The organism is Enterobacter cloacae complex sp. FDA-CDC-AR_0164, assembly GCF_003071645.1.
Lineage (GTDB): Bacteria > Pseudomonadota > Gammaproteobacteria > Enterobacterales > Enterobacteriaceae > Enterobacter > Enterobacter ludwigii.
The window spans coordinates 4286494-4306730 of sequence record NZ_CP028950.1 but is presented as its reverse complement, the minus strand read 5'-3'; the positions used below and the strand labels follow the sequence as shown (position 1 = coordinate 4306730).

The window sequence follows — 20237 nt, the reverse complement described above, 5'->3', positions numbered from 1 at the left end:
GTATTAAAGGCGGAAAACGAGTTCAAACGGCACGTCCGAATCGTATCAATGGCGAGATTCGCGCCCAGGAAGTTCGCTTAACAGGTCTGGAAGGCGAGCAGCTGGGGATTGTGAGTCTGAGAGAAGCGATCGAAAAGGCTGAAGAAGCTGGAGTAGATTTAGTTGAAATCAGCCCTAACGCCGAACCGCCAGTTTGTCGTATCATGGACTACGGCAAGTTCCTTTATGAAAAGAGTAAGTCTTCTAAGGAACAGAAGAAAAAGCAAAAAGTTATCCAGGTTAAGGAAATTAAATTCCGTCCTGGTACCGACGATGGCGATTATCAGGTAAAACTCCGCAGCCTGATTCGCTTTCTGGAAGATGGCGATAAGGCCAAGATCACACTGCGTTTCCGCGGTCGTGAGATGGCCCACCAACAGATTGGTATGGAAGTGCTTAACCGCGTCCGTGACGATCTGAGTGAACTGGCAGTAGTCGAATCCTTCCCTACGAAGATCGAAGGCCGCCAGATGATCATGGTGCTCGCTCCTAAGAAGAAACAGTAAGGCCTTCAAGCAGCAAAACCTGTGGAGCCTTCGGGTCTCATAGGTTTTGTTCGCCTATGTTTCGTTTATTTAACAATGCGAAGTGGAAGTAATTAAGATGCCAAAAATTAAGACCGTACGCGGTGCTGCTAAGCGCTTCAAAAAAACCGGTGGTGGTGGATTTAAGCGTAAGCACGCAAACCTGCGTCATATTCTGACCAAAAAATCTACTAAGCGTAAACGTCACCTGCGTCCAAAAGGCCTTGTTTCTAAAGGCGATCTGGGTCTGGTTATCGCGTGCCTGCCGTACGCATAAGCCGTTAACGTTTAATTTTTTACTAAGAATATAGATACAGGAGAGCACATATGGCTCGCGTAAAACGTGGTGTAATTGCACGTGCACGTCACAAGAAAATTTTGAAACAAGCTAAAGGCTACTACGGTGCGCGTTCACGCGTATACCGCGTTGCCTTCCAGGCTGTTATCAAAGCAGGTCAGTACGCTTACCGTGACCGTCGTCAACGTAAGCGTCAGTTCCGTCAACTGTGGATTGCGCGTATCAACGCAGCAGCACGTCAGAACGGTATTTCTTACAGCAAATTCATCAACGGCCTGAAAAAAGCCTCTGTTGAAATCGACCGTAAGATCCTGGCTGACATCGCAGTATTCGACAAAGTAGCGTTCACCGCTCTGGTCGAAAAAGCGAAAGCAGCACTGGCATAAGCCAGTTGAAAGAGGGGGCTTCGCTCCCTCTTTTCATTTAACACCATCAGAAGATTGACTTTTACCCGTGCAACCTTTTCAATAAGGTCTTAACGGTTTTTTACCACACAAGGTAACGCAAGCATGAATGCTGCTATTTTCCGCTTCTTCTTTTACTTTAGCACCTGAATTCAGGAGGCTAGCGCGTGAAAGATGAAACGAAAAACAGCGCCAGATAAGCCTCCTGATGGAGGCTTTTTTTGTGTCTAAATTCGAGAGAATAACTCCACCAAATCGGTGTCTGCACCGACATAATGAGGAAAATCATGTCACATCTCGCAGAGCTGGTTGCCAGTGCAACAGCCGCCATTAATCAGGCCTCAGATGTTGCCGCGTTAGACAATGTCCGCGTCGAATATCTCGGTAAGAAAGGGCATTTGACCCTTCAAATGACAACCCTGCGTGAACTGCCGCCAGAGGAACGCCCGGCAGCGGGTGCGGTCATTAACGAAGCCAAAGAGCAGGTGCAACAGGCACTGAACGCGCGCAAAGCTGAGCTGGAAAGCGCGGTGCTGAATGCGCGTCTGGCGGCAGAAACTATCGATGTCTCCCTGCCGGGTCGCCGTATTGAAAACGGTGGCCTGCATCCGGTTACCCGCACCATTGATCGCATTGAAAGTTTCTTCGGTGAGCTCGGCTTTACCGTGGCGACTGGCCCGGAAATCGAAGATGATTACCACAACTTCGACGCCCTCAACATTCCAGGCCATCATCCGGCACGTGCTGACCACGACACTTTCTGGTTCGACGCCACCCGTCTGCTGCGTACTCAGACCTCGGGCGTTCAGATCCGTACCATGAAGGAACAGGAGCCCCCGATCCGCATCATCGCACCGGGCCGCGTGTACCGTAACGACTACGATCAGACCCATACCCCGATGTTCCATCAGATGGAAGGCCTGATTGTTGATAAGAACATCAGCTTTACCAACCTGAAAGGTACGCTGCACGATTTCCTGAACAACTTCTTTGAGGAAGACCTGCAGGTTCGTTTCCGTCCGTCCTACTTCCCGTTCACTGAACCGTCTGCGGAAGTTGACGTGATGGGTAAAAACGGCAAATGGCTGGAAGTGCTGGGCTGCGGCATGGTGCATCCAAACGTTCTGCGCAACGTGGGTATCGATCCAGAAGTCTACTCCGGCTTTGCGTTCGGTATGGGCATGGAGCGTCTGACAATGCTGCGCTATGGCGTGACCGATTTGCGTGCATTCTTCGAAAACGATCTGCGTTTCCTCAAACAGTTTAAATAAGGGCAGGACAGAACAATGAAATTCAGTGAACTGTGGTTACGCGAATGGGTGAACACCACGCTTGATAGCGAAGCGCTTTCCAACCAGATCACCATGGCGGGTCTGGAAGTTGACGGTGTTGAGCCGGTTTCTGGCGCTTTCAATGGCGTCGTTGTGGGCGAAGTGGTTGAGTGCGGTCAGCACCCTAACGCTGACAAGCTGCGTGTGACAAAAGTTAACGTAGGCGGCGATCGCCTGCTGGATATCGTCTGCGGCGCGCCAAACTGCCGTCAGGGCCTGAAAGTGGCCGTGGCGACCGTGGGGGCTGTACTGCCGGGCGATTTTAAAATTAAAGCAGCGAAACTGCGCGGTGAGCCGTCTGAAGGCATGCTGTGTTCGTTCTCTGAGCTGGGTATTTCCGACGATCACAATGGCATCATTGAGCTGCCGCTTGATGCGCCTATTGGTACCGACATCCGCGAATACCTGAAACTTGATGACAACACCATTGAAATCAGCGTGACGCCAAACCGTGCGGACTGCTTAGGCATTATCGGCGTGGCCCGCGATGTGGCCGTGCTGAACCAGACTGAACTGAACGTACCGGAAATCGTACCGGTTGACGCTACCATCAGTGACACACTGCCGATTCAGGTTGAAGCCGCTGATGCGTGCCCACGCTACCTTGGTCGTGTGGTGAAAGGCATCAACGTAAAAGCGCCAACCCCGCTGTGGATGAAAGAGAAGCTGCGTCGCTGCGGTATTCGTTCTATCGACGCCGTCGTTGACGTGACCAACTATGTTCTGCTGGAGCTGGGTCAGCCGATGCACGCGTTCGATAAAGATCGTATCGAAGGCGGTATTGTGGTGCGTATGGCGAAAGAGGGCGAAACCCTGGTTCTGCTCGACGGTAGCGAAGCAAAACTGAATGCTGATACGCTGGTGATCGCGGACCACGTTAAAGCGCTGGCGATGGGCGGTATCTTCGGTGGCGAACACTCCGGTGTAAATGATGAAACGCAAAACGTTCTGCTGGAGTGTGCGTTTTTCAGCCCGCTCTCTATCACCGGTCGCGCACGTCGTCACGGCCTGCATACCGATGCCTCTCACCGTTATGAGCGTGGCGTCGATCCGGCACTGCAGCACAAAGCGATGGAGCGTGCGACGCGTCTGCTGATCGACATCTGCGGCGGTGAAGCGGGCCCGGTTATCGACGTCACCCACGAAGCGACGTTGCCGAAGCGTGCGACCATTACCCTGCGTCGTAGCAAGCTGGATCGTCTGATTGGTCACCATGTTGCTGACGCACAGGTCAGCGATATCCTTCGCCGCCTGGGTTGTGACGTGACCGAAGGGCAGGACGAGTGGAAAGCCGTTGCGCCATCTTGGCGTTTCGACATGGAGATCGAAGAAGATCTGGTGGAAGAAGTGGCTCGCGTATACGGCTACAACAACATCCCGGATGAGCCTGTTCAGGCGGGTCTGGTGATGGGAAGCCACCGTGAAGCAGATTTGTCTCTTAAGCGTGTGAAAACCATGCTGAACGACAAAGGCTATCAGGAAGTGATCACCTACAGCTTTGTTGATCCAAAACTGCAGCAGATGATCCATCCGGGCCAGGAAGCGCTGATCCTGCCAAGCCCAATCTCCAGCGAAATGTCCGCGATGCGCCTGTCCCTGTGGACCGGTCTGCTGGGGACTATCGTTTACAACCAGAATCGTCAGCAAAACCGCGTGCGAATTTTCGAAAGTGGTTTACGCTTTGTACCGGATAATCAGGCAAATTTAGGCATCCGTCAGGATCTCATGCTGGCTGGTGCCATCAGCGGTAACCGTTACGAAGAGCACTGGGACCTGGCAAAAGGCACGGTTGATTTCTACGATATGAAGGGAGATCTGGAAGCAATTCTCGATCTGACCGGTAAATTATCTGAAATTGAATTCCGTGCAGAAGCGATCCCTGCGCTGCATCCAGGCCAGAGCGCGGCTATCTATTTAGACGGCAAACGCATTGGTTTCATTGGCGTTGTTCATCCTGAGCTGGAGCGCAAGCTGGACCTGAACGGCCGTACCATCGTGTTCGAGCTGGAATGGAGCCCGGTTGCAGACCGCGTCATTCCTCAGGCCCGCGACGTCTCACGCTTCCCGGCAAACCGCCGTGATATCGCGGTTGTGGTCGCGGAAAATGTGCCCGCAGCAGATATTTTGGCCGAATGTAAGAAAGTTGGCGTAAATCAGGTAGTTGGCGTAAACTTATTTGACGTGTACCGCGGCAAGGGCGTAGCAGAAGGTTTCAAGAGCCTCGCTATTAGCCTTATCCTTCAGGATACCAGCCGTACACTCGAAGAAGAGGAGATTGCCGCTACCGTCGCCAAATGTGTAGAGGCATTAAAAGAGCGATTCCAGGCATCATTGAGGGATTGAACCTATGGCGCTTACAAAAGCTGAAATGTCAGAATATCTGTTTGATAAGCTTGGGCTTAGCAAACGAGATGCCAAAGAGCTGGTAGAGCTGTTTTTCGAAGAGATCCGTCGTGCTCTGGAAAATGGTGAGCAGGTAAAACTCTCCGGTTTTGGCAATTTTGATTTGCGTGACAAAAACCAACGTCCGGGCCGTAACCCGAAGACGGGGGAAGATATTCCGATTACAGCCCGCCGCGTGGTGACCTTCAGACCCGGCCAGAAGTTAAAAAGCCGTGTCGAAAACGCAACGCCCAAAGCAGAGTAATATGAACTAACTAAAAAGGCCGCTCACGCGGCCTTTTTTCTTTGCGCTCTCTGGCAAACCCGCCGTAAAATCAATTACATCACACGCTACTAAAACCATGTCCATGCTTGATTATGCCCATCGCCAGCACCGTTTAGATCAACGACACCTGCTTTTGCTCGTGCTGCTGCTCATTGTTACCGCAGGCGTCAGCCTGTGCGCCGGGGAACAGTGGATAGGGCCTGAACACTGGTTTGGGCCTGAGGGGCAGCTTTTCGTCTGGCAAATCCGTCTGCCGCGCACGCTGGCGGTGATCCTGGTGGGCGCCGCGCTGGCACTGTGCGGCACCATTATGCAGGCATTATTTGATAACCCGCTGGCGGAGCCCGGGCTGCTCGGCGTGTCGAATGGCGCGGGCGTAGGGCTGGTGGCGGCGGTGATGTTGGGCGGGGGGGAACTCTCCTCATGGGGGATTAGCCTCAGCGCCATTATCGGCGCGTTGCTGATAACGGTAATCCTTTTGCGCTTTGCCAGACGGCACTTATCAACCAGCCGGCTGCTGCTTGCCGGGGTGGCTCTGGGGATCATCTGTAGCGCACTGATGACCTGGGCGGTGTACTTCTCCACGTCCTTTGACTTGCGTCAGTTGATGTACTGGATGATGGGCGGCTTCGGGGGCGTAGACTGGCGCCAGGGCTGGCTGATGGCACTGCTGATACCGGTCTTGCTGTGGGCAGGCCTGCAGGCACAGCCGCTGAATATTCTCGCGCTGGGGGAAACCTCGGCCCGCCAGCTTGGCATGCCGATAGGCTTCTGGCGTAACGTGCTGGTCATTGCCATTGGCTGGCTGGTTGGTGTGAGCGTGGCACTGGCCGGGGCGATTGGCTTTATTGGGCTGGTTATCCCGCACATGCTGCGTCTGTGCGGGATCACCGACCATCGAACCTTACTGCCGGCCTCGGCGGTTGCCGGGGCGGTAACGCTACTGGTGGCGGATATCATCGCCCGGCTCGCCCTGACAGCCGCTGAGCTGCCAATAGGCGTGGTGACCGCCACGCTGGGCGCGCCGGTATTTATCTGGCTACTATTAAAATCCGGACGTTAAATCACTACCCGTAAGATAACCTGAGGGAATGCTATGCAGTCTGATATTTTGAATACCGAAGTGACCACCATTGAGGGTGAGAAAACCACGCTGGAAAGCTATAAAGGCAACGTGCTGCTCATCGTGAACGTGGCCTCCAAATGTGGCCTGACGCCGCAGTACGAACAGCTGGAAAACATTCAAAAAGCCTGGGAGAAAGACGGTTTCACCGTGCTGGGCTTCCCGTGCAACCAGTTCCTGGGCCAGGAGCCGGGCAGCGAAGACGAAATCAAAACGTTTTGCAGCACCACCTACGGTGTGACGTTCCCGATGTTCAGCAAAATCGATGTTAACGGTGAACATCGCCATCCCCTGTATGCGAAGCTGGTGGCGGCCGCGCCGACCGCCGTTGCGCCGGAAGGCAGCGGTTTTTATGAGCGCATGGCCAGTAAAGGACGCGCGCCGCTCTATCCGGACGATATCCTGTGGAATTTTGAAAAATTCCTTATTGGTCGTGACGGACAGGTGGTGCAGCGTTTTTCACCGGACATGACGCCTGAAGATCCGATTGTGATGGAGTCTATCAAGCTGGCGCTGGCGAAATAATGACGTTGCTGATGCAGCTCACGGACGTCGCCGATACGGGGCGTCTCGAGCCGATAACCGGTGCCATCAATGCAGGCGAAATCCTGCATCTTGTCGGGCCGAACGGCGCAGGAAAGAGCACCTTACTGGCGCGCATGGCGGGGCTGACCGCCGGCGCGGGGGAGATAACCCTGCTGGAGCATAACCTTGCTGACTGGTCGCCAGTCTCGCTGGCGCACAGGCGCAGCTATCTGGTGCAGCAGCAGGTCCCGCCCTTTGTGATGCCCGTCTGGCACTACCTGATGCTGCATCTGCACGATAAACAGCATACGTCGCTGCTCACTGAGGTGGCGGCGGGATTAGGACTAGAAGATAAACTGTCCCGGCATGCCAGCCAGCTTTCGGGGGGCGAGTGGCAGCGCGTGCGTCTGGCGGCCGTCATTTTGCAGATTCACCCGGCCGGCAATCCACATGGCAGACTGCTGCTTCTGGATGAACCGATGAGCGGTCTGGATGTGGCACAGCAGGCCGCGCTGGACACCCTGTTAAGCTCCCTGAGCAGAAAAGGGATCGGCGTGGTCATGAGCAGTCATGACCTGAACCATACGCTGCGTCACGCCCACCGGGTGTGGCTGTTGGCGCGAGGAAAGATGATTGCCAGCGGCACGCGCGATGCGGTATTGACGCCGCCAAATCTTGCCCGCGCGTACAATATGTCTTTCCGCAGGCTGGATATAGAAGGGCATAAGATGCTGATTTCTACCGCGCAGGCGTAACCGTTTCTTGCCTGTTAACGCCGTTGCACGCTAAATTACGAAAAGAACAAAAAAAGCAGAGGATTCGTCTGAAAATGCGATTCTGGTTTCTCCTGATGGCCGCGTTATTTCTTGCGGGATGCAGTAGCCATCGTGCGCCGCCGCCTAACCCGCGGCTTTCAGATTCTATTACCGTCATTGCCAGCCTTAACGATCAGCTGAGCAACTGGCGCGGCACGCCCTATCGTTATGGCGGCATGAGCCGTGGGGGCGTAGATTGTTCTGGCTTTGTTCTGATGACGTTTCGCGATAAGTTTGATTTACAGCTTCCGCGCGAAACGCGCAAACAGGCGGAAATTGGCACGGAAATCGATAAAGATGATTTGCTGCCCGGCGACCTGGTTTTTTTCAAAACCGGCTCGGGTGACAGTGGGCTTCACGTCGGTATTTATGATACCGATAATCAGTTTATTCACGCCTCGACCAGTCGTGGGGTGATGCGCTCGTCGCTCGATAATGTTTACTGGCGTAAAAACTTCTGGCAGGCACGACGTATTTAGTCTGTCAAAGAGCAGTCTCTTATGATGGCATGATAACTAATAAATCATGCCATTTTTTCTCAAATAAGAGGTTTAAAGTTAAATTTACGAAAAATGACTTATCTCCTCAGGTGTCTGTTTTATCTAAAACTGGCTATTACTGAGTAACCAGGATAAGATTATTTTAGATTCAGGGATAAATCTGAAAAATAATACGGAACTAATGAAATTAATCTTATTAAAATCAAGACAGTGGAATTGTGTCGGCAATTGCTCCAGGATGTCCTCTCTCATCTTTAATGCGGGGCGAGTGCAATGATTATTACGCTAGATAATGCTTACCAGTCTGAACTGATGCTTCTGCCTGCCCGTAATAGCGCCGGCGAGCTTAAAGGTTTAGAGGTTCTGGTTAACTTTACTGGCGTCGGTACCCACGTTCGGATCCCCACCGAACTCGTTATCCCGCGGCTTTCGGCTGAAGAAGAGTTAGCGTTGTTTAACGAGAAATTGCAATTGCTTGATACCTGTAAACTGTTTTTTATTCAGCATCAGTTAATTGCATGGATCAATATTACACCTGTAATTGTTGAATTTTTATTAAGTAATGGGAACGCTGTTTCAATACTTGAGCGTTATCCGTTTCTTGAGTTTACTGTTAATGAGAATTATCCAGGTTTAAATAACGGGAAGGACGATCTGCAACTGGCGAGAATGGCAATCCATTTTCCGCTGGTGCTGGCAAACTTTGGCGCAGGCGCAGCGTCGTTGAAAGCCGTTTATGATGGATTGTTTAAACGGGTCATTCTCGACAAGGGATTTATCCAGCAGCGTGCTTCTGAACTCTCTTTTGAGCCTTTTATGCGCGCAATCCTCTGGCAAATAACGCCTCACTGTCAGTCCGTGCTCGTCGGCGGCATTGATGACCACGGTTTATTGCAGCGCGTCTTGTCCTTTAACTTTGGCGCAATGCAGGGGGCGCTCTGGCCAGCCGTCTCTGCAGAGCACGTCACCACGCTCGTTCAGTGATAACCCTCTCTTTCGCCCGTGTTTAAGTCCGGGTAAACCCTCTACACTAAAAGCAGGAGGACCTATGACCCTGTCTTTTACTGCTCACTGGCATGACGAGTTGCCGGGTTTTTATACCGCACTCAAACCCACACCGTTACAAAATTCCCGTCTTATCTGGCATAACGATCGGCTGGCAGATGAGCTGGCTGTTCCACCTGAGATGTTTCAGCCCGCCGACGGCGCTGGCGTCTGGGGAGGCGAAACGCTGCTTGCCGGTATGCAGCCTCTGGCTCAGGTCTATAGCGGACATCAGTTTGGCGTCTGGGCAGGACAACTGGGCGATGGCCGGGGGATCCTGCTGGGCGAACAACGGCTGCCCAACGGGGAGACGGTGGACTGGCACCTGAAGGGTGCCGGCCTGACCCCTTACTCGCGAATGGGCGACGGGCGCGCGGTATTGCGTTCGACTATTCGCGAATGTCTGGCATCCGAAGCGATGCATGCGCTGGGGATCCCCACCACCCGCGCACTGTCGATTGTAACCAGTGACACCCCGGTGGCACGTGAAACGATGGAAAAAGGGGCGATGCTCATGCGCGTTGCGCAAAGCCATCTGCGTTTTGGCCACTTTGAACACTTTTATTATCGTCGTGAGCCGGAAAAAGTCCGCCAGCTTGCGGATTATGCCCTTCGTCATCACTGGTCTCATTTCCAGGACGAGGCCGATAAATACATTCTCTGGTTCCGCGATGTGGTAGCCCGTACCGCAACTATGATTGCCCGCTGGCAGACGGTCGGGTTTGCCCATGGGGTGATGAACACGGACAACATGTCGCTTCTCGGGTTGACCTTTGATTACGGTCCGTTTGGCTTCCTTGATGACTATCAGCCGGGGTACATCTGCAACCATTCTGACTATCAGGGACGTTACAGTTTCGACAATCAGCCGGCTGTTGGCCTGTGGAACCTGCAGCGCCTTGCGCAAACTCTGTCGCCGTTTATCGACGTTGATGCCCTGAATGATGCGCTCGACAGCTACCAGGACATTTTACTGCGCGAATACGGCGTGCTGATGCGCAACAAGCTGGGGCTGGTGACGCAGGAGAGGGGCGATAACGACATCCTGAACGCTCTGTTTGCCCTCATGGAACGTGAAGGCAGCGATTACACCCGCACCTTCCGGATGCTGAGCCAGACTGAGCAACACAGTTGTGCCTCACCGCTGCGCGACGAGTTCATTGACAGGCAGGGCTTTGACGACTGGTTTGCGCTTTACCGTGCGCGGTTGCAGCAAGAGCAAGTCGACGACGCAACCCGGCAGGCGCAAATGAACGCGGCGAACCCGGCGATGGTTTTGCGCAACTGGCTGGCGCAGCGGGCCATTGAACAGGCAGAGCAGGGGGAGTATGACGAATTACATCGCCTGCATGTGGCTCTGCGTACGCCGTTTGCTGACCGTGATGACGACTATGTCAGCCGTCCGCCGGACTGGGGAAAACGCCTGGAAGTGAGCTGTTCGAGCTAGTCCGGGCGGACAAAACCTGACACCTTGCGGTGCCAGGTTTTTTTATGCCGATACCGCGGTCACTGTGCGACCCATCCGCCATCCATATTCCAGGCGGCGCCGCGGACCTGTACGGCGCTGTCACTGCACAAAAACAACGCCAGTTCGCCTAGCTGTTCCGGCGTAACAAACTCACCGGCGGGCTGTTTCTCTGCCAGCAGTTGCTCACGAGCGACATCCGGTGCGACGCCATCGGCAATACGTCTGTCGATTTGCTGCTGCACCAGCGGGGTCAGCACCCAGCCCGGGCAGATGGCATTGGCGGTAATACCGGTGCGGGCGGTCTCCAGCGCCAGGGATTTGGTAAAGCCCACCACGCCATGCTTGGCGGCAACATAGGCGGATTTCTCTTTCGACGCGACCAACCCATGCACGGAGGCGATATTAATGATGCGCCCCCAGTTTTTCGCCTGCATCGCAGGCAGCGCCAGCCGGCTGGTGTGAAAGACGGAAGAGAGGTTGATGGCGATAATGTCGTTCCATTTCTCCACCGGGAACGCATCAACAGGTGCGACGTGCTGTATACCGGCGTTGTTGATCAGAATATCGACTCCGCCATACCGGGTTTCGGCGTAGTGCATCATGGCTTCAATCTGCTGGACGTCACGCAGGTCCGCATCGTGATAGCCCGGCGTTTTACCCCGTTTCGCGATTTCGTCTCTTGCCGATTCACTGTCGCCGAAACCGTTAAGAATCAACTGCGCGCCGGCCTTCGCCAGCACGCCAGCGATCCCAAGTCCAATACCGCTGGTCGAGCCGGTCACCAGTGCGGTTTTACCGTTCAGATTCATTTTATTCTCCTTACACAATGCCGGTGAGATAGAACACGGCAATGACAAAAAGCACCGCCAGACTTTTGATGAGGGTGATAGCGAAAATGCCGCCATACGCCTGACGATGGCTCAGACCCGTAATGGCAAGCAACGTAATCACGGCCCCGTTATGGGGAAGCGTATCCATGCCGCCGCTGGCCATCGAGGCCACGCGGTGGAGAACCTCCAGAGGGATATTGGCTGCGTGGGCGGCCGCGACAAACGTATCGGCCATGGCCGCAAGGGCGATGCTCATCCCGCCCGACGCCGAACCGGTGATCCCGGCAAGCACGGTCACGCTGATGGCTTCGTTGAGCAACGGGTTCGGGATAGCGGCGAGCGCTTTGGATAAGACCAGAAAACCGGGCAGCGCAGCGATCACCGCCCCGAAACCATATTCAGATGCGGTATTCATTGCCGCCAGAATGGCGCCGCTGACCGCCGTCCGGCTGCCTTCTGCCAGCCGTCCCCGGATATTGCGAAATCCAAAAAGCAGTACCATGACAATACCCGCGATCAGCGCCGCTTCCACGGCCCAGATGGCGGTGATTTTGCTGACCTCGGTGACAATCGGCTTCGCCAGCCCGGGCAGGGTAAGTTCATGGTGCGTCCCGTACCAGCCGGGGATCCAGCGGGTAAACAGCAGGTTGAGGATCCCGACCAGCAGCAGAGGGGAAATGGCGATCAGCGGATGGGGCAGATTAATGTTGTCCGGCGTTTCAGGTTCATTTTTCAGATCGGAACCGTAACCCTCATTGTTGTTGAGCGCCTTTCGCCGCTGACGCTCCAGCCAGAGCAGGCCAAAACAGAGGATAAACAGCGAGCCAATCAGCCCAAGCCACGGGGCGGCCCAGGCGTTAGTGCCAAAGAAGCTGGTGGGGATAATGTTCTGGATCTGCGGCGTGCCGGGCAGGGCATCCATGGTAAACGAGAACGCACCCAGAGCCACGGTCGCCGGGATAAGACGTTTGGGGATGCCGCTCTGGCGGAACAGTTCGGCCGCAAAAGGATAGACGGCAAAGGCCACCACGAAGAGCGAAACGCCGCCGTACGTTAACAATGCACACACCAGCACAATGACCGGAATCGCATGGCGGCGCCCGAGGATCTGGATCGCTGCAGCGACGATAGCGCGTGAGAAACCGGAAAGCTCAATCAGCTTGCCAAACACGGCACCCAGCAGGAACACCGGGAAGTAGAGCTTGACGAAGCCGACCATCTTTTCCATAAACAGACCGGTAAACGTCGGGCCGACGGCCCCCGGATCGGTCAGCAGCACGGCACCCAGCGCCGCGATGGGGGCAAACAGAATAACGCTGTATCCGCGATAGGCCGCAAGCATCAGCAATGCCAGCGCCGCCAGGGCAATCAACACACTCATTATGACTCCTCACTATCATTGTTATATTCGGGTACCAACGAGATGTCCGGGCGCGGTTAGCGCGCAAGGGTTAATGCAATGCCTTGCCCCCCTCCCACACACAGGGTGACGAGCCCTTTTTTCGCGTCGCGGCGTTGCATCTCATGCAGCAGCGTGACGAGGATCCGACAGCCAGAGGCGCCGATGGGGTGGCCAAGCGCAATCGCACCACCGTTTACGTTCACCTTACGTTCATCCCAGCCGAGCAGTTTGCCAACGGCCAGCGCCTGTGCGGCAAAGGCTTCATTCGCTTCAATGACGTCCACCTCATCCAGCGCCCAGCCTGCCCGGGCCAGAGCCGTCTGGCAGGCGCTGACCGGCCCGATGCCCATCACCGATGGATCAATGCCGGTCACGGCATAACTCACGATCCGTCCCAGGATCGGTAACCCGCTTTCCCGCGCTTTTTCACCGCTCATCAACAGCACCGCAGCGGCACCATCGTTCAGGGTTGAGGCATTACCCGCCGTGACCGTTCCATCTTCACGACGAAAGGCAGGGCGCAACTGAGCGAGTTGCTCAGCGGTGGTTCCCGGCCGGGGTTGTTCATCACTGCTAACCAGGCGCGGCGGCTTTTTACCCTCGCTCACCGTGACCGGAGCCATCTCCGCGTTAAACAGACCGTGCTCAATGGCCGACGCCGCTTTTTGCTGCGACCGGGCGGCAAAAGCGTCCTGCTGCTCGCGGGAGATGCCATACTGGCGGGCAACGTTTTCCGCGGTGATGCCCATGTGATAATCGTTAAATGCGTCCCACAGGCCGTCCGTTATCATGCTGTCCTGCAACCCTGTATGACCAAAACGCAACCCTGACCGCGCACCGTCCAGCAGGTAAGGGGCATTGCTCATGCTCTCCTGGCCGCCAGCGATAACCACGTCGGCATCGCCGCAGCGGATAGCCTGCGCGGCGAGCTGCACCGCTTTTAAACCAGCACCGCACACCAGATTGACGGTTGTCGCGGGCGTACTGACGGGCAATCCGGCCGTGAGAGCGGTCTGACGGGCGGGGTTTTGTCCGCACCCTGCCGTCAGCACCTGACCGAAAATCAGTTCGTCTACCTGATCTGCGCACAGTTGGCTGTTCTCAAGCAGGCGACGAACCGCTACGGCACCCAGTTCAACCGCGGAAAGGGAGGAGAGCGATCCGCGAAAACTGCCTACAGGGGTTCGCGTGGCCCCGACAATCATGACCTCATTCATGTTCACTCCTCAGTTGAAGCGCATCTCGCGCACGTCGTCCGCCACGATGATTTTCCCGGCTGTTTTACTGACGATGTCGTCAATACTGACGCCGGGGGCGTATTCCCGCAGAATGAACGCGCCGTCTTCAATCTCCAGCAACGCAAGGTCGGTTAACACCCGACGGAGACAGCCAGCGCCGGTCAACGGCAGCGTGCAGCGCGGCAGCAGTTTTGACTCGCCGTTTTTTGCGGCATGGGTCATCACCACAATGATGTTCTGCGCCCCGGCGACCAGATCCATCGCGCCTCCCATCCCTTTCACCATCTTGCCCGGGATCATCCACGAGGCGATGTTGCCTTCGACATCCACTTCGAACGCCCCGAGTACGGTCAGGTCAACATGACCGCCCCGGATCATGGCGAACGACTGGGCCGAGTCGAAAATGGCGGCACCGATCCTCGCGGTGACGGTCTGCTTACCGGCGTTGATCATGTCGGCGTCAAGGCTCTGCTCATCCGGAAAGGCTCCCATCCCCAGCAGGCCGTTTTCAGACTGGAGCATCACGTCCATTCCCGCCGGAATATAGTTCGCCACAAGGGTCGGGATCCCTATCCCCAGGTTGACGTAGTAACCGTCGCGCAGTTCTCGGGCGACGCGCATGGCCATCTGTTCACGGGTTAACATCTTCAGACTCCCTCTGCGCGCAGCGTGCGCTGTTCAATGCGTTTCTCGAACTGGCCGACAATCAGCCTGTCGACGTAGATCCCCGGGGTATGAATGGCCGACGGGGGCAGTTCGCCCGGGGCGACGATCTCTTCCACTTCCACCACCGTTATCCGGCCCGCGGTGGCCATCAGCGGGTTAAAGTTTTGCGCGGTATGGCGATAGATAACGTTGCCGTACCAGTCCGCTTTCCAGCCCTTGATCAGCGCAAAATCGCCGGTGATGGCCTCTTCGAGGACATAATGCTTGCCGGCAAACTGGCGAACTTCCTTGCCAGCAGCCACGGGGGTGCCATAGCCGGTGGCCGTGTAAAACGCCGGAATACCCGCTCCGCCAGCGCGAACCTTTTCTGCCAGGGTTCCCTGTGGGGTGAGTTCCACTTCCAGCTCGCCGCTCAACACCTGTTGCTCGAACAGCGCGTTTTCGCCCACGTACGACGCCACCACTTTTCGTACCTGGCGCGTCTCAAGGAGTATCCCGAGACCAAAACCATCGACGCCGCAGTTGTTTGAAACCACCGTCAGCCCCTGCACCTGACGGCGTCTGACTTCGGCAATCAGGTTCTCAGGAATGCCGCACAGGCCGAAGCCGCCTGCCAGCAATGTCATTCCGTCCGTCAGCCCGTCCAGCGCCTGCGCATAGCTGCCGACGCGCTTATCCAGTCCCGCCATAATCATCCCTCCCGTTATCCGTGCCGGTATCATTAGGGGCGGCGACTCATTTGTTAATTTTGAATTTGTGACCCACTCATTTGGTTTTTTTATTAATTTCCTGTTAACTAAATTTTTTCAATTAGTTAACAAGGTGAAAAATGAGAATGAGTGTCAAACAGTTACGCGCGTTTTTAGCGGTAGCTCACACTCTGAATTTCGCGCATGCCAGTGAACGGCTGAATCTTTCCCAGCCGGCGCTTAGCCTGACGATCAAGGGTCTGGAGGAGGCGCTGGGGGGACCGCTGTTGCAGCGCAGCACCCGCAAGGTGGCGCTGACGCAGGAGGGGGAGACCTTTTTACCGATGGCGCGCCAGCTGCTGGCGGACTGGGATAACGCCGAAGAGGCCATGCATCAGTGCTTTACGCTGCAGCGCGGCAAAATCTCAGTCGCGGCGATGCCGTCATTTGCGGCGAATGTCCTGCCGGAGGTGCTCAAGGCATTTCGCGATCGCCACGCCGGGATCAACGTCACCGTCCATGATGTTATCAACGAGCAGGTAATTGAAATGGTGCGTGAAGGGCGGGTCGAGATGGGGATCGCGTTTGAACCGGCGCCGACTCATAACCTGCTTTTTACGCCGCTGGGTCTCGATCGATTTGTCGCCATTGTGCCGAAATCATCCGCTCTGGCAGCCAAAAAATGCCTTTCATGGGAAGCGCTACTGACGCTGGATTTCATTACCCTGCAGCGCCCTTCGGCCGTTCGTCTGATGATGGAAGAGGAACTGGCCCGCAGCGGTCGTAAACTGGATGTGGCGCTGGAGAGCCATCAGTTGGTGACGGTGGGCAGAATGGTCGCCAGCGGCCTGGGCGGCAGTGCGGTCCCGGCACTGTGTGAGGCGCAGATGACCTCGTTAGGCGCGGTCTGTATTCCACTCGATAACCCGCCAATTGAAAAATGCATCGGCGTGATCCACCCCGGGCACACGCAGCTTTCAAAAGCGGCGCATGCCCTGCTCGAGACGCTGAAAGATTTTTATCAGCCCGGTCAGGGGGCGAGAAACACCTGCGGCGAGGCGTGAACCGGATGTGGGCCAACGTATACCTGCGCGCCATACCACCGGGCCAGCGCGTCGGCCTGTAAAACCGTTTCCGGCGTGCCCTGAGAAACCAGCGTGCCGTTATGCAGCAACAGGATCCGGTCCGCCCACAGCGCTGCCAGATTGAGGTCGTGCAGCACCACGCACACGTGAAAATCGCCCTGACGGGTCAGGGATTTCAACAGCCGCAGCAGATGCTGCTGGTGGTAAAGATCCAGCGCGGAAGTGGGTTCATCGAGAAACAGCCAGCCGCGCGGCCCGCCGTCATGCCAGAGCTGCGCCAGGGCGCGGGCGAGCTGGATCCGTTGTTGCTCGCCACCGGAGAGGGCCGAAAAATATCGGTCTGCGAGGGGCAGGCAGCCCGTTATCGCCATTACGGCTTCGACAACCGGGGCTTCCGGGTAGCGCGTCCAGGGCGCGCGGCCCATACCCACCACCGCGTCGACCGGCCAGTCGAAACCGAGCTGCGTATTCTGGCGCATCACTGCCCGGCGGCGTGAGAGCTTTTGCGGGTGCCACGCCTCAAGTGGCGTACCCGCCAGGCTGCATTGCCCGCCAGAAGGCGTGAGATAGCCCGTGAGCAGGCGCAGTAACGTCGATTTTCCGGCACCGTTAGGCCCAATCAACGCCACCATTTCCCCCGGAGATAACGCCAGCGACACGTTGTTGATAATTGTCCGTTGCCCGACCTGATAAACAAGACGTTCCGCGCAGTAACGTTCAGCCATGTGCGCCTCCACGACGAAAAATGAGCCACAGGAACCACGGCGCGCCGAAGAGACTGGTCAGTAAACCGACCGGCATTTCAGCCGGTGCGACCAGCGTGCGCGCCACCGTATCGGCAACCAGCAGCAGCGACGCCCCGGCCAGTACGGAGCCGGGGATCACGGCCCGGTGATCGGCGCCCAGCCACATCCGTATCAGGTGCGGCACCACCAGACCGACAAAACCAATCACCCCGCTGACGGCAACCGCGGCGGCAACCAGTAAGGCGCTGCACAGCAACAGGATCCGCTGTACCTTTGCTACCGCCACGCCAAGGTAGTGCGCTTCTTCTTCACCCAGCTGCAGTAAATTGAGCGCGCAGGCAAGACGCCAGATCATCAGAACGCCTGGCACCATCAGCGAGGTGACGGCCAGCAGCGTAGACCACTGTGCCTGACCCAGGCTGCCCATGCCCCAGAGGGAGAGCTGGCGAAGCTGGGCATCATTGCTGAGCCATGACAGTACGCCGACTGCCGCACCGCACAGGGCATTGAGGGCAATGCCCACCAGTAACAGCCGTGAAAGTGTGCTGTTACGCTGCTGGCTTAGGACGAAAATGACGAAAGTGGCCGCCAGCGCACCCCCAAATGCCGCGATCATGGGAGCGTAAAGCATCATCAGCGCGGGGAGCGAGAGGGGAATAACCACCCACAGCGCCACGGCCAGCGCCGCGCCGCTGCTGATCCCAAGCAGCCCCGGATCCGCCAGCGGATTACGAAAAAGCCCCTGCATTACGCAGCCTGCCAGCGCCAGCGAGCCGCCGGTGACCAGCGCCAGCAGGACCCGGGGGAGACGAATGGTCAGCCAGATCTGACGCAGGGTTTCATCACTGCCGCGCCACAGCAGACTGACCGGCAGATGCAGTGCGCCAGCCCCGGAGGCCGCCAGCGTCATGATCGTCAGGATGGCGGCCAGCATCCACAGCGACAACGCGATCCGTCGGGACATCAGGGCAGTTGCTCCGCCCGGGTGCGCAATTGCTGTATGGCCTGCGGCGTGCGCACGCTAAAGCCCAGCAGCGCCATATCGTCGATGGCCAGCACCTGCCTGTTCCGTCCCGCCGGCGTTTGCGCGAGGCCGGGAAGTGTCCACACATTCGCTTCGCCACCCAATGCCTTTACGCCATCCTGTGAAATCACGACAAGGTCAGGCTGGCTGGCAATCACGCCTTCCTGGGACAGCGGCTGATAACGGGTAAAGCCCTGCATCGCGTTTTGCAAACCCGCTGCGCGAATGGCTGCATCCGCGGCGGTCTGTTGTCCGGCAGCCATCGAGGTCATCCCGCCGTGGTTGAGGATAAACAGTACCCGTTTGTCGAGTGGCGAGATGGGCAGGGCTGCCAGCGCCTGGCGCAGCCTGGCGCGCAGTGCGTCACCCTGTGCTTCGCGATGCGTCGCTTCGGCAATGACTCGCACCTTGTCGTCAATCACGCTCAGGTCATGACTGCCGGGAACGGTGACGACACTGACGTGACTTTCCTCGACCTGTTTTAACGCCAGAGAGGGCTGCGCCTGAGCACTGGCCAGCACCAGCGTCGGGCGCATGGATAAGATCCCCTCCGCGTTAAGCTGGCGCAAATAGCCGACGTCGGGCAGGGCGTTCGCCGCCTGCGGCCACTGGCTGGTGCTGTCGCGGGCAACCAGTGACGATCCCGCGCCAAGGGCATAAACAATCTCAGTCACGTCACCCCCCAGGGCGACAATTTTCTGCGGTGTGGCCGCGAACGTCACCAGCGGCAGGGCGCAGAGCAGGGCGAGCCATTTTTTCATGCGGCCAGCCCTTTTCGGGTCAGGGCGTCGACCTGGCTGCGCCACTGACGCTGCTCTGGTTCACCTTCGCTGCGTTGACCGTACAGTTGAGCGATTTGCGTCCCGTCGGCGGCGAAGAGCTCCAGGCTGGTGACGTGCCCGTCAGCGGTGGGTTTACGCGTCACCCATGTTTCGGCGATGGACGTATCCCGCAGATGCAGGGTAAAGGTTGGGTTGAAGATGTTGAGCCAGCCTTTCATCGGGACGACGTTTTCCACCACGCCGGTAAAGATCTGCACGCAGCCGCGGTTGCCGACGAAGATCATCATCTCATTCCCCTCCAGGCGGACCGTTTCCAGCAGCTGTGCCAGAGCGGTGTTGTCTACCCTGCAGGCCAGATCGTCACCCACCAGCCGAAACGCCTGCTGGCGGCTCAGATTGTGGCGCTTCAGCAGGCCGAAGAACTGATGCACGTCGGTCATGGCGCGCCACTCCTGGTCAACGAGGGCGGCATCAGCCTTTTCGTTATGGGCAGGGACATCGGCATGCTTCAGCGCCAGTGGCGGATTATCGGCAAAGATAAAGCGCGTAAGCAGGTCGCCCCAGGCAGAAATATCGGTGTTATCGGTCGTGTAAACTTTCAGCAGGGCATCGCCCTGAAGGTCGAAGAACTGAATGCTCTGACGCTCACCGCGGGCGGTGGTTTCACTGATGTGGAACGCGCTCGCCCACTGGTTGAGAAACAGACGCAGATCCAGCGCCCGCGGATTCAGTACCAGCCCGGCGTGGCCGCCAAGGTGTTGATGCGTAAACGCGCCCACCTGCTCGTGAACTGCATAGTCGTTACGACAGATGCATTTGGTCTCGCCCACGGCTTCCAGCGCGCCGATGATTTCGCGGATGTCGCCGTGCAGGCGCCAGGCGTCGTGGCCCACGCGGGCGAAGGTCAGCTCTGCTTCGCTGATGTTCATTAAGCCTGCGATGTCACGTGCGTATTGACCCGGATTTTCTTCTTTCAGCGCAAGCCAGCGTGTGTAGTGATTCATTGTCTCTTCCTTTCGAATAAGGGCCCCGGCAG

At 56.8% G+C, this 20237-nt stretch carries 23 protein-coding genes and 1 other annotated feature; of the genes, 14 read left to right on the top strand and 9 right to left on the bottom strand.

The window, feature by feature from the left end; genetic code table 11:
• Positions 1–2: 2 nt before the first annotated feature.
• The 13 genes from infC (at position 3) to selO (ending at position 10718) form a co-directional block, all read left to right on the top strand.
• Positions 3–545 carry a translation initiation factor IF-3 gene (infC, locus tag AM410_RS21235; RefSeq protein WP_023616141.1) on the top strand — a complete coding sequence of 181 codons (543 nt, stop codon included), beginning with the start codon at positions 3–5 and terminating at the stop codon, positions 543–545.
• 97 nt (positions 546–642) lie between these two features.
• Complete coding sequence (rpmI, locus tag AM410_RS21230; RefSeq protein ID WP_003030583.1) at positions 643–840, top strand: 50S ribosomal protein L35; 198 nt, start codon at positions 643–645, stop codon at positions 838–840.
• A gap of 50 nt (positions 841–890) precedes the next feature.
• Complete coding sequence (rplT, locus tag AM410_RS21225; protein WP_000124850.1) at positions 891–1247, top strand: 50S ribosomal protein L20; 357 nt, start codon at positions 891–893, stop codon at positions 1245–1247.
• A gap of 118 nt (positions 1248–1365) precedes the next feature.
• Positions 1366–1490: a sequence feature (Phe leader region), on the top strand.
• Positions 1371–1415 (top strand): pheST operon leader peptide PheM, encoded by a 45-nt coding sequence (gene pheM / locus AM410_RS21220; RefSeq protein WP_001386830.1) that lies wholly within the window; start codon positions 1371–1373, stop codon positions 1413–1415. (Overlaps the previous feature by 45 nt.)
• Before the next feature lie 62 nt (positions 1491–1552).
• Positions 1553–2536 (top strand): phenylalanine--tRNA ligase subunit alpha, encoded by a 984-nt coding sequence (gene pheS, locus AM410_RS21215; RefSeq protein WP_020884406.1) that lies wholly within the window; start codon positions 1553–1555, stop codon positions 2534–2536.
• A gap of 15 nt (positions 2537–2551) precedes the next feature.
• Positions 2552–4939 (top strand): phenylalanine--tRNA ligase subunit beta, encoded by a 2388-nt coding sequence (gene pheT, locus AM410_RS21210; protein WP_025204398.1) that lies wholly within the window; start codon positions 2552–2554, stop codon positions 4937–4939.
• A 4-nt stretch (positions 4940–4943) separates the two neighbouring features.
• Positions 4944–5243, top strand: coding sequence for an integration host factor subunit alpha (ihfA, locus tag AM410_RS21205; protein WP_003857805.1), 300 nt, complete (start codon positions 4944–4946; stop codon positions 5241–5243).
• 103 nt (positions 5244–5346) lie between these two features.
• Positions 5347–6327, top strand: coding sequence for a vitamin B12 ABC transporter permease BtuC (btuC, locus tag AM410_RS21200; RefSeq protein WP_047366468.1), 981 nt, complete (start codon positions 5347–5349; stop codon positions 6325–6327).
• A 33-nt stretch (positions 6328–6360) separates the two neighbouring features.
• Positions 6361–6912, top strand: coding sequence for a glutathione peroxidase (locus AM410_RS21195; protein WP_014169696.1), 552 nt, complete (start codon positions 6361–6363; stop codon positions 6910–6912).
• Complete coding sequence (gene btuD / locus AM410_RS21190; RefSeq protein WP_047366440.1) at positions 6912–7667, top strand: vitamin B12 ABC transporter ATP-binding protein BtuD; 756 nt, start codon at positions 6912–6914, stop codon at positions 7665–7667. Before AM410_RS21195 ends, btuD begins: the two co-directional genes overlap by 1 nt.
• Before the next feature lie 74 nt (positions 7668–7741).
• Complete coding sequence (locus AM410_RS21185; RefSeq protein WP_020884403.1) at positions 7742–8206, top strand: NlpC/P60 family protein; 465 nt, start codon at positions 7742–7744, stop codon at positions 8204–8206.
• A 294-nt stretch (positions 8207–8500) separates the two neighbouring features.
• The gene (locus tag AM410_RS21180) at positions 8501–9211 is read left to right on the top strand and encodes an EAL domain-containing protein (protein ID WP_020884402.1); all 711 of its coding nucleotides are present in this window, start codon (positions 8501–8503) and stop codon (positions 9209–9211) included.
• Positions 9212–9275: 64 nt separating this feature from the next.
• Positions 9276–10718, top strand: coding sequence for a protein adenylyltransferase SelO (gene selO, locus AM410_RS21175; RefSeq protein WP_047366441.1), 1443 nt, complete (start codon positions 9276–9278; stop codon positions 10716–10718).
• A 59-nt stretch (positions 10719–10777) separates the two neighbouring features.
• On the opposite strand, the gene AM410_RS21170 is transcribed toward selO, so the two are convergent.
• From AM410_RS21170 to AM410_RS21150, 5 genes are read right to left on the bottom strand one after another with little or no spacing between them, the layout of a single operon-like run.
• Positions 10778–11548, bottom strand: a complete 771-nt coding sequence (locus tag AM410_RS21170) for a 3-hydroxybutyrate dehydrogenase (RefSeq protein WP_032681201.1) — start codon at positions 11546–11548, stop codon at positions 10778–10780.
• 10 nt (positions 11549–11558) lie between these two features.
• Positions 11559–12953 (bottom strand): GntP family permease, encoded by a 1395-nt coding sequence (locus AM410_RS21165; RefSeq protein WP_217498541.1) that lies wholly within the window; start codon positions 12951–12953, stop codon positions 11559–11561.
• A 53-nt stretch (positions 12954–13006) separates the two neighbouring features.
• Positions 13007–14188, bottom strand: a complete 1182-nt coding sequence (locus AM410_RS21160) for an acetyl-CoA C-acetyltransferase (protein WP_047366443.1) — start codon at positions 14186–14188, stop codon at positions 13007–13009.
• Positions 14189–14197: 9 nt separating this feature from the next.
• On the bottom strand, positions 14198–14854 hold the full coding sequence (locus AM410_RS21155; RefSeq protein ID WP_108648424.1) for a 3-oxoacid CoA-transferase subunit B: 657 nt from the start codon (positions 14852–14854) through the stop codon (positions 14198–14200).
• Between the two features lie 2 nt (positions 14855–14856).
• On the bottom strand, positions 14857–15564 hold the full coding sequence (locus tag AM410_RS21150) for a CoA transferase subunit A (protein WP_032677981.1): 708 nt from the start codon (positions 15562–15564) through the stop codon (positions 14857–14859).
• Between the two features lie 140 nt (positions 15565–15704).
• Here AM410_RS21150 and AM410_RS21145 point away from each other — a divergent pair, with 140 nt between their 5' ends.
• Positions 15705–16628 (top strand): LysR family transcriptional regulator, encoded by a 924-nt coding sequence (locus AM410_RS21145; RefSeq protein ID WP_047366444.1) that lies wholly within the window; start codon positions 15705–15707, stop codon positions 16626–16628.
• On the opposite strand, the gene AM410_RS21140 is transcribed toward AM410_RS21145, so the two are convergent.
• Genes AM410_RS21140 through AM410_RS21125 form a run of 4 tightly spaced genes read right to left on the bottom strand, consistent with a single transcriptional unit; the run spans position 16595 to position 20205 of the window.
• Positions 16595–17374, bottom strand: a complete 780-nt coding sequence (locus AM410_RS21140) for a heme ABC transporter ATP-binding protein (RefSeq protein ID WP_047366445.1) — start codon at positions 17372–17374, stop codon at positions 16595–16597. The genes AM410_RS21145 and AM410_RS21140 overlap by 34 nt on opposite strands.
• A complete protein-coding gene (locus AM410_RS21135) occupies positions 17367–18359 on the bottom strand; it encodes a FecCD family ABC transporter permease (RefSeq protein WP_047366446.1) in 993 nt (330 codons plus the stop codon). Before AM410_RS21135 ends, AM410_RS21140 begins: the two co-directional genes overlap by 8 nt.
• The gene (locus AM410_RS21130; RefSeq protein WP_047366447.1) at positions 18359–19180 is read right to left on the bottom strand and encodes a heme/hemin ABC transporter substrate-binding protein; all 822 of its coding nucleotides are present in this window, start codon (positions 19178–19180) and stop codon (positions 18359–18361) included. The genes AM410_RS21135 and AM410_RS21130 overlap by 1 nt, the downstream gene beginning before the upstream one ends.
• The gene (locus AM410_RS21125; RefSeq protein WP_044867859.1) at positions 19177–20205 is read right to left on the bottom strand and encodes a hemin-degrading factor; all 1029 of its coding nucleotides are present in this window, start codon (positions 20203–20205) and stop codon (positions 19177–19179) included. The genes AM410_RS21130 and AM410_RS21125 overlap by 4 nt, the downstream gene beginning before the upstream one ends.
• Positions 20206–20237: the final 32 nt, after the last annotated feature.

Excerpts from the sequence above, each read along its gene's own strand:
- rpmI (WP_003030583.1), top strand. The coding sequence starts at position 643 with ATGCCAAAAATTAAGACCGTACGCGGTGCTGCTAAGCGCTTCAAAAAA.
- rplT (WP_000124850.1), top strand. The coding sequence starts at position 891 with ATGGCTCGCGTAAAACGTGGTGTAATTGCACGTGCACGTCACAAGAAA.
- pheS (WP_020884406.1), top strand. The coding sequence starts at position 1,553 with ATGTCACATCTCGCAGAGCTGGTTGCCAGTGCAACAGCCGCCATTAAT.
- pheT (WP_025204398.1), top strand. The coding sequence starts at position 2,552 with ATGAAATTCAGTGAACTGTGGTTACGCGAATGGGTGAACACCACGCTT.
- ihfA (WP_003857805.1), top strand. The coding sequence starts at position 4,944 with ATGGCGCTTACAAAAGCTGAAATGTCAGAATATCTGTTTGATAAGCTT.
- btuC (WP_047366468.1), top strand. The coding sequence starts at position 5,347 with ATGCTTGATTATGCCCATCGCCAGCACCGTTTAGATCAACGACACCTG.
- AM410_RS21195 (WP_014169696.1), top strand. The coding sequence starts at position 6,361 with ATGCAGTCTGATATTTTGAATACCGAAGTGACCACCATTGAGGGTGAG.
- btuD (WP_047366440.1), top strand. The coding sequence starts at position 6,912 with ATGACGTTGCTGATGCAGCTCACGGACGTCGCCGATACGGGGCGTCTC.
- AM410_RS21185 (WP_020884403.1), top strand. The coding sequence starts at position 7,742 with ATGCGATTCTGGTTTCTCCTGATGGCCGCGTTATTTCTTGCGGGATGC.
- AM410_RS21180 (WP_020884402.1), top strand. The coding sequence starts at position 8,501 with ATGATTATTACGCTAGATAATGCTTACCAGTCTGAACTGATGCTTCTG.
- selO (WP_047366441.1), top strand. The coding sequence starts at position 9,276 with ATGACCCTGTCTTTTACTGCTCACTGGCATGACGAGTTGCCGGGTTTT.
- AM410_RS21170 (WP_032681201.1), bottom strand. The coding sequence starts at position 11,548 with ATGAATCTGAACGGTAAAACCGCACTGGTGACCGGCTCGACCAGCGGT.
- AM410_RS21160 (WP_047366443.1), bottom strand. The coding sequence starts at position 14,188 with ATGAATGAGGTCATGATTGTCGGGGCCACGCGAACCCCTGTAGGCAGT.
- AM410_RS21155 (WP_108648424.1), bottom strand. The coding sequence starts at position 14,854 with ATGTTAACCCGTGAACAGATGGCCATGCGCGTCGCCCGAGAACTGCGC.
- AM410_RS21150 (WP_032677981.1), bottom strand. The coding sequence starts at position 15,564 with ATGGCGGGACTGGATAAGCGCGTCGGCAGCTATGCGCAGGCGCTGGAC.
- AM410_RS21145 (WP_047366444.1), top strand. The coding sequence starts at position 15,705 with ATGAGAATGAGTGTCAAACAGTTACGCGCGTTTTTAGCGGTAGCTCAC.
- AM410_RS21140 (WP_047366445.1), bottom strand. The coding sequence starts at position 17,374 with ATGGCTGAACGTTACTGCGCGGAACGTCTTGTTTATCAGGTCGGGCAA.
- AM410_RS21135 (WP_047366446.1), bottom strand. The coding sequence starts at position 18,359 with ATGTCCCGACGGATCGCGTTGTCGCTGTGGATGCTGGCCGCCATCCTG.
- AM410_RS21130 (WP_047366447.1), bottom strand. The coding sequence starts at position 19,180 with ATGAAAAAATGGCTCGCCCTGCTCTGCGCCCTGCCGCTGGTGACGTTC.
- AM410_RS21125 (WP_044867859.1), bottom strand. The coding sequence starts at position 20,205 with ATGAATCACTACACACGCTGGCTTGCGCTGAAAGAAGAAAATCCGGGT.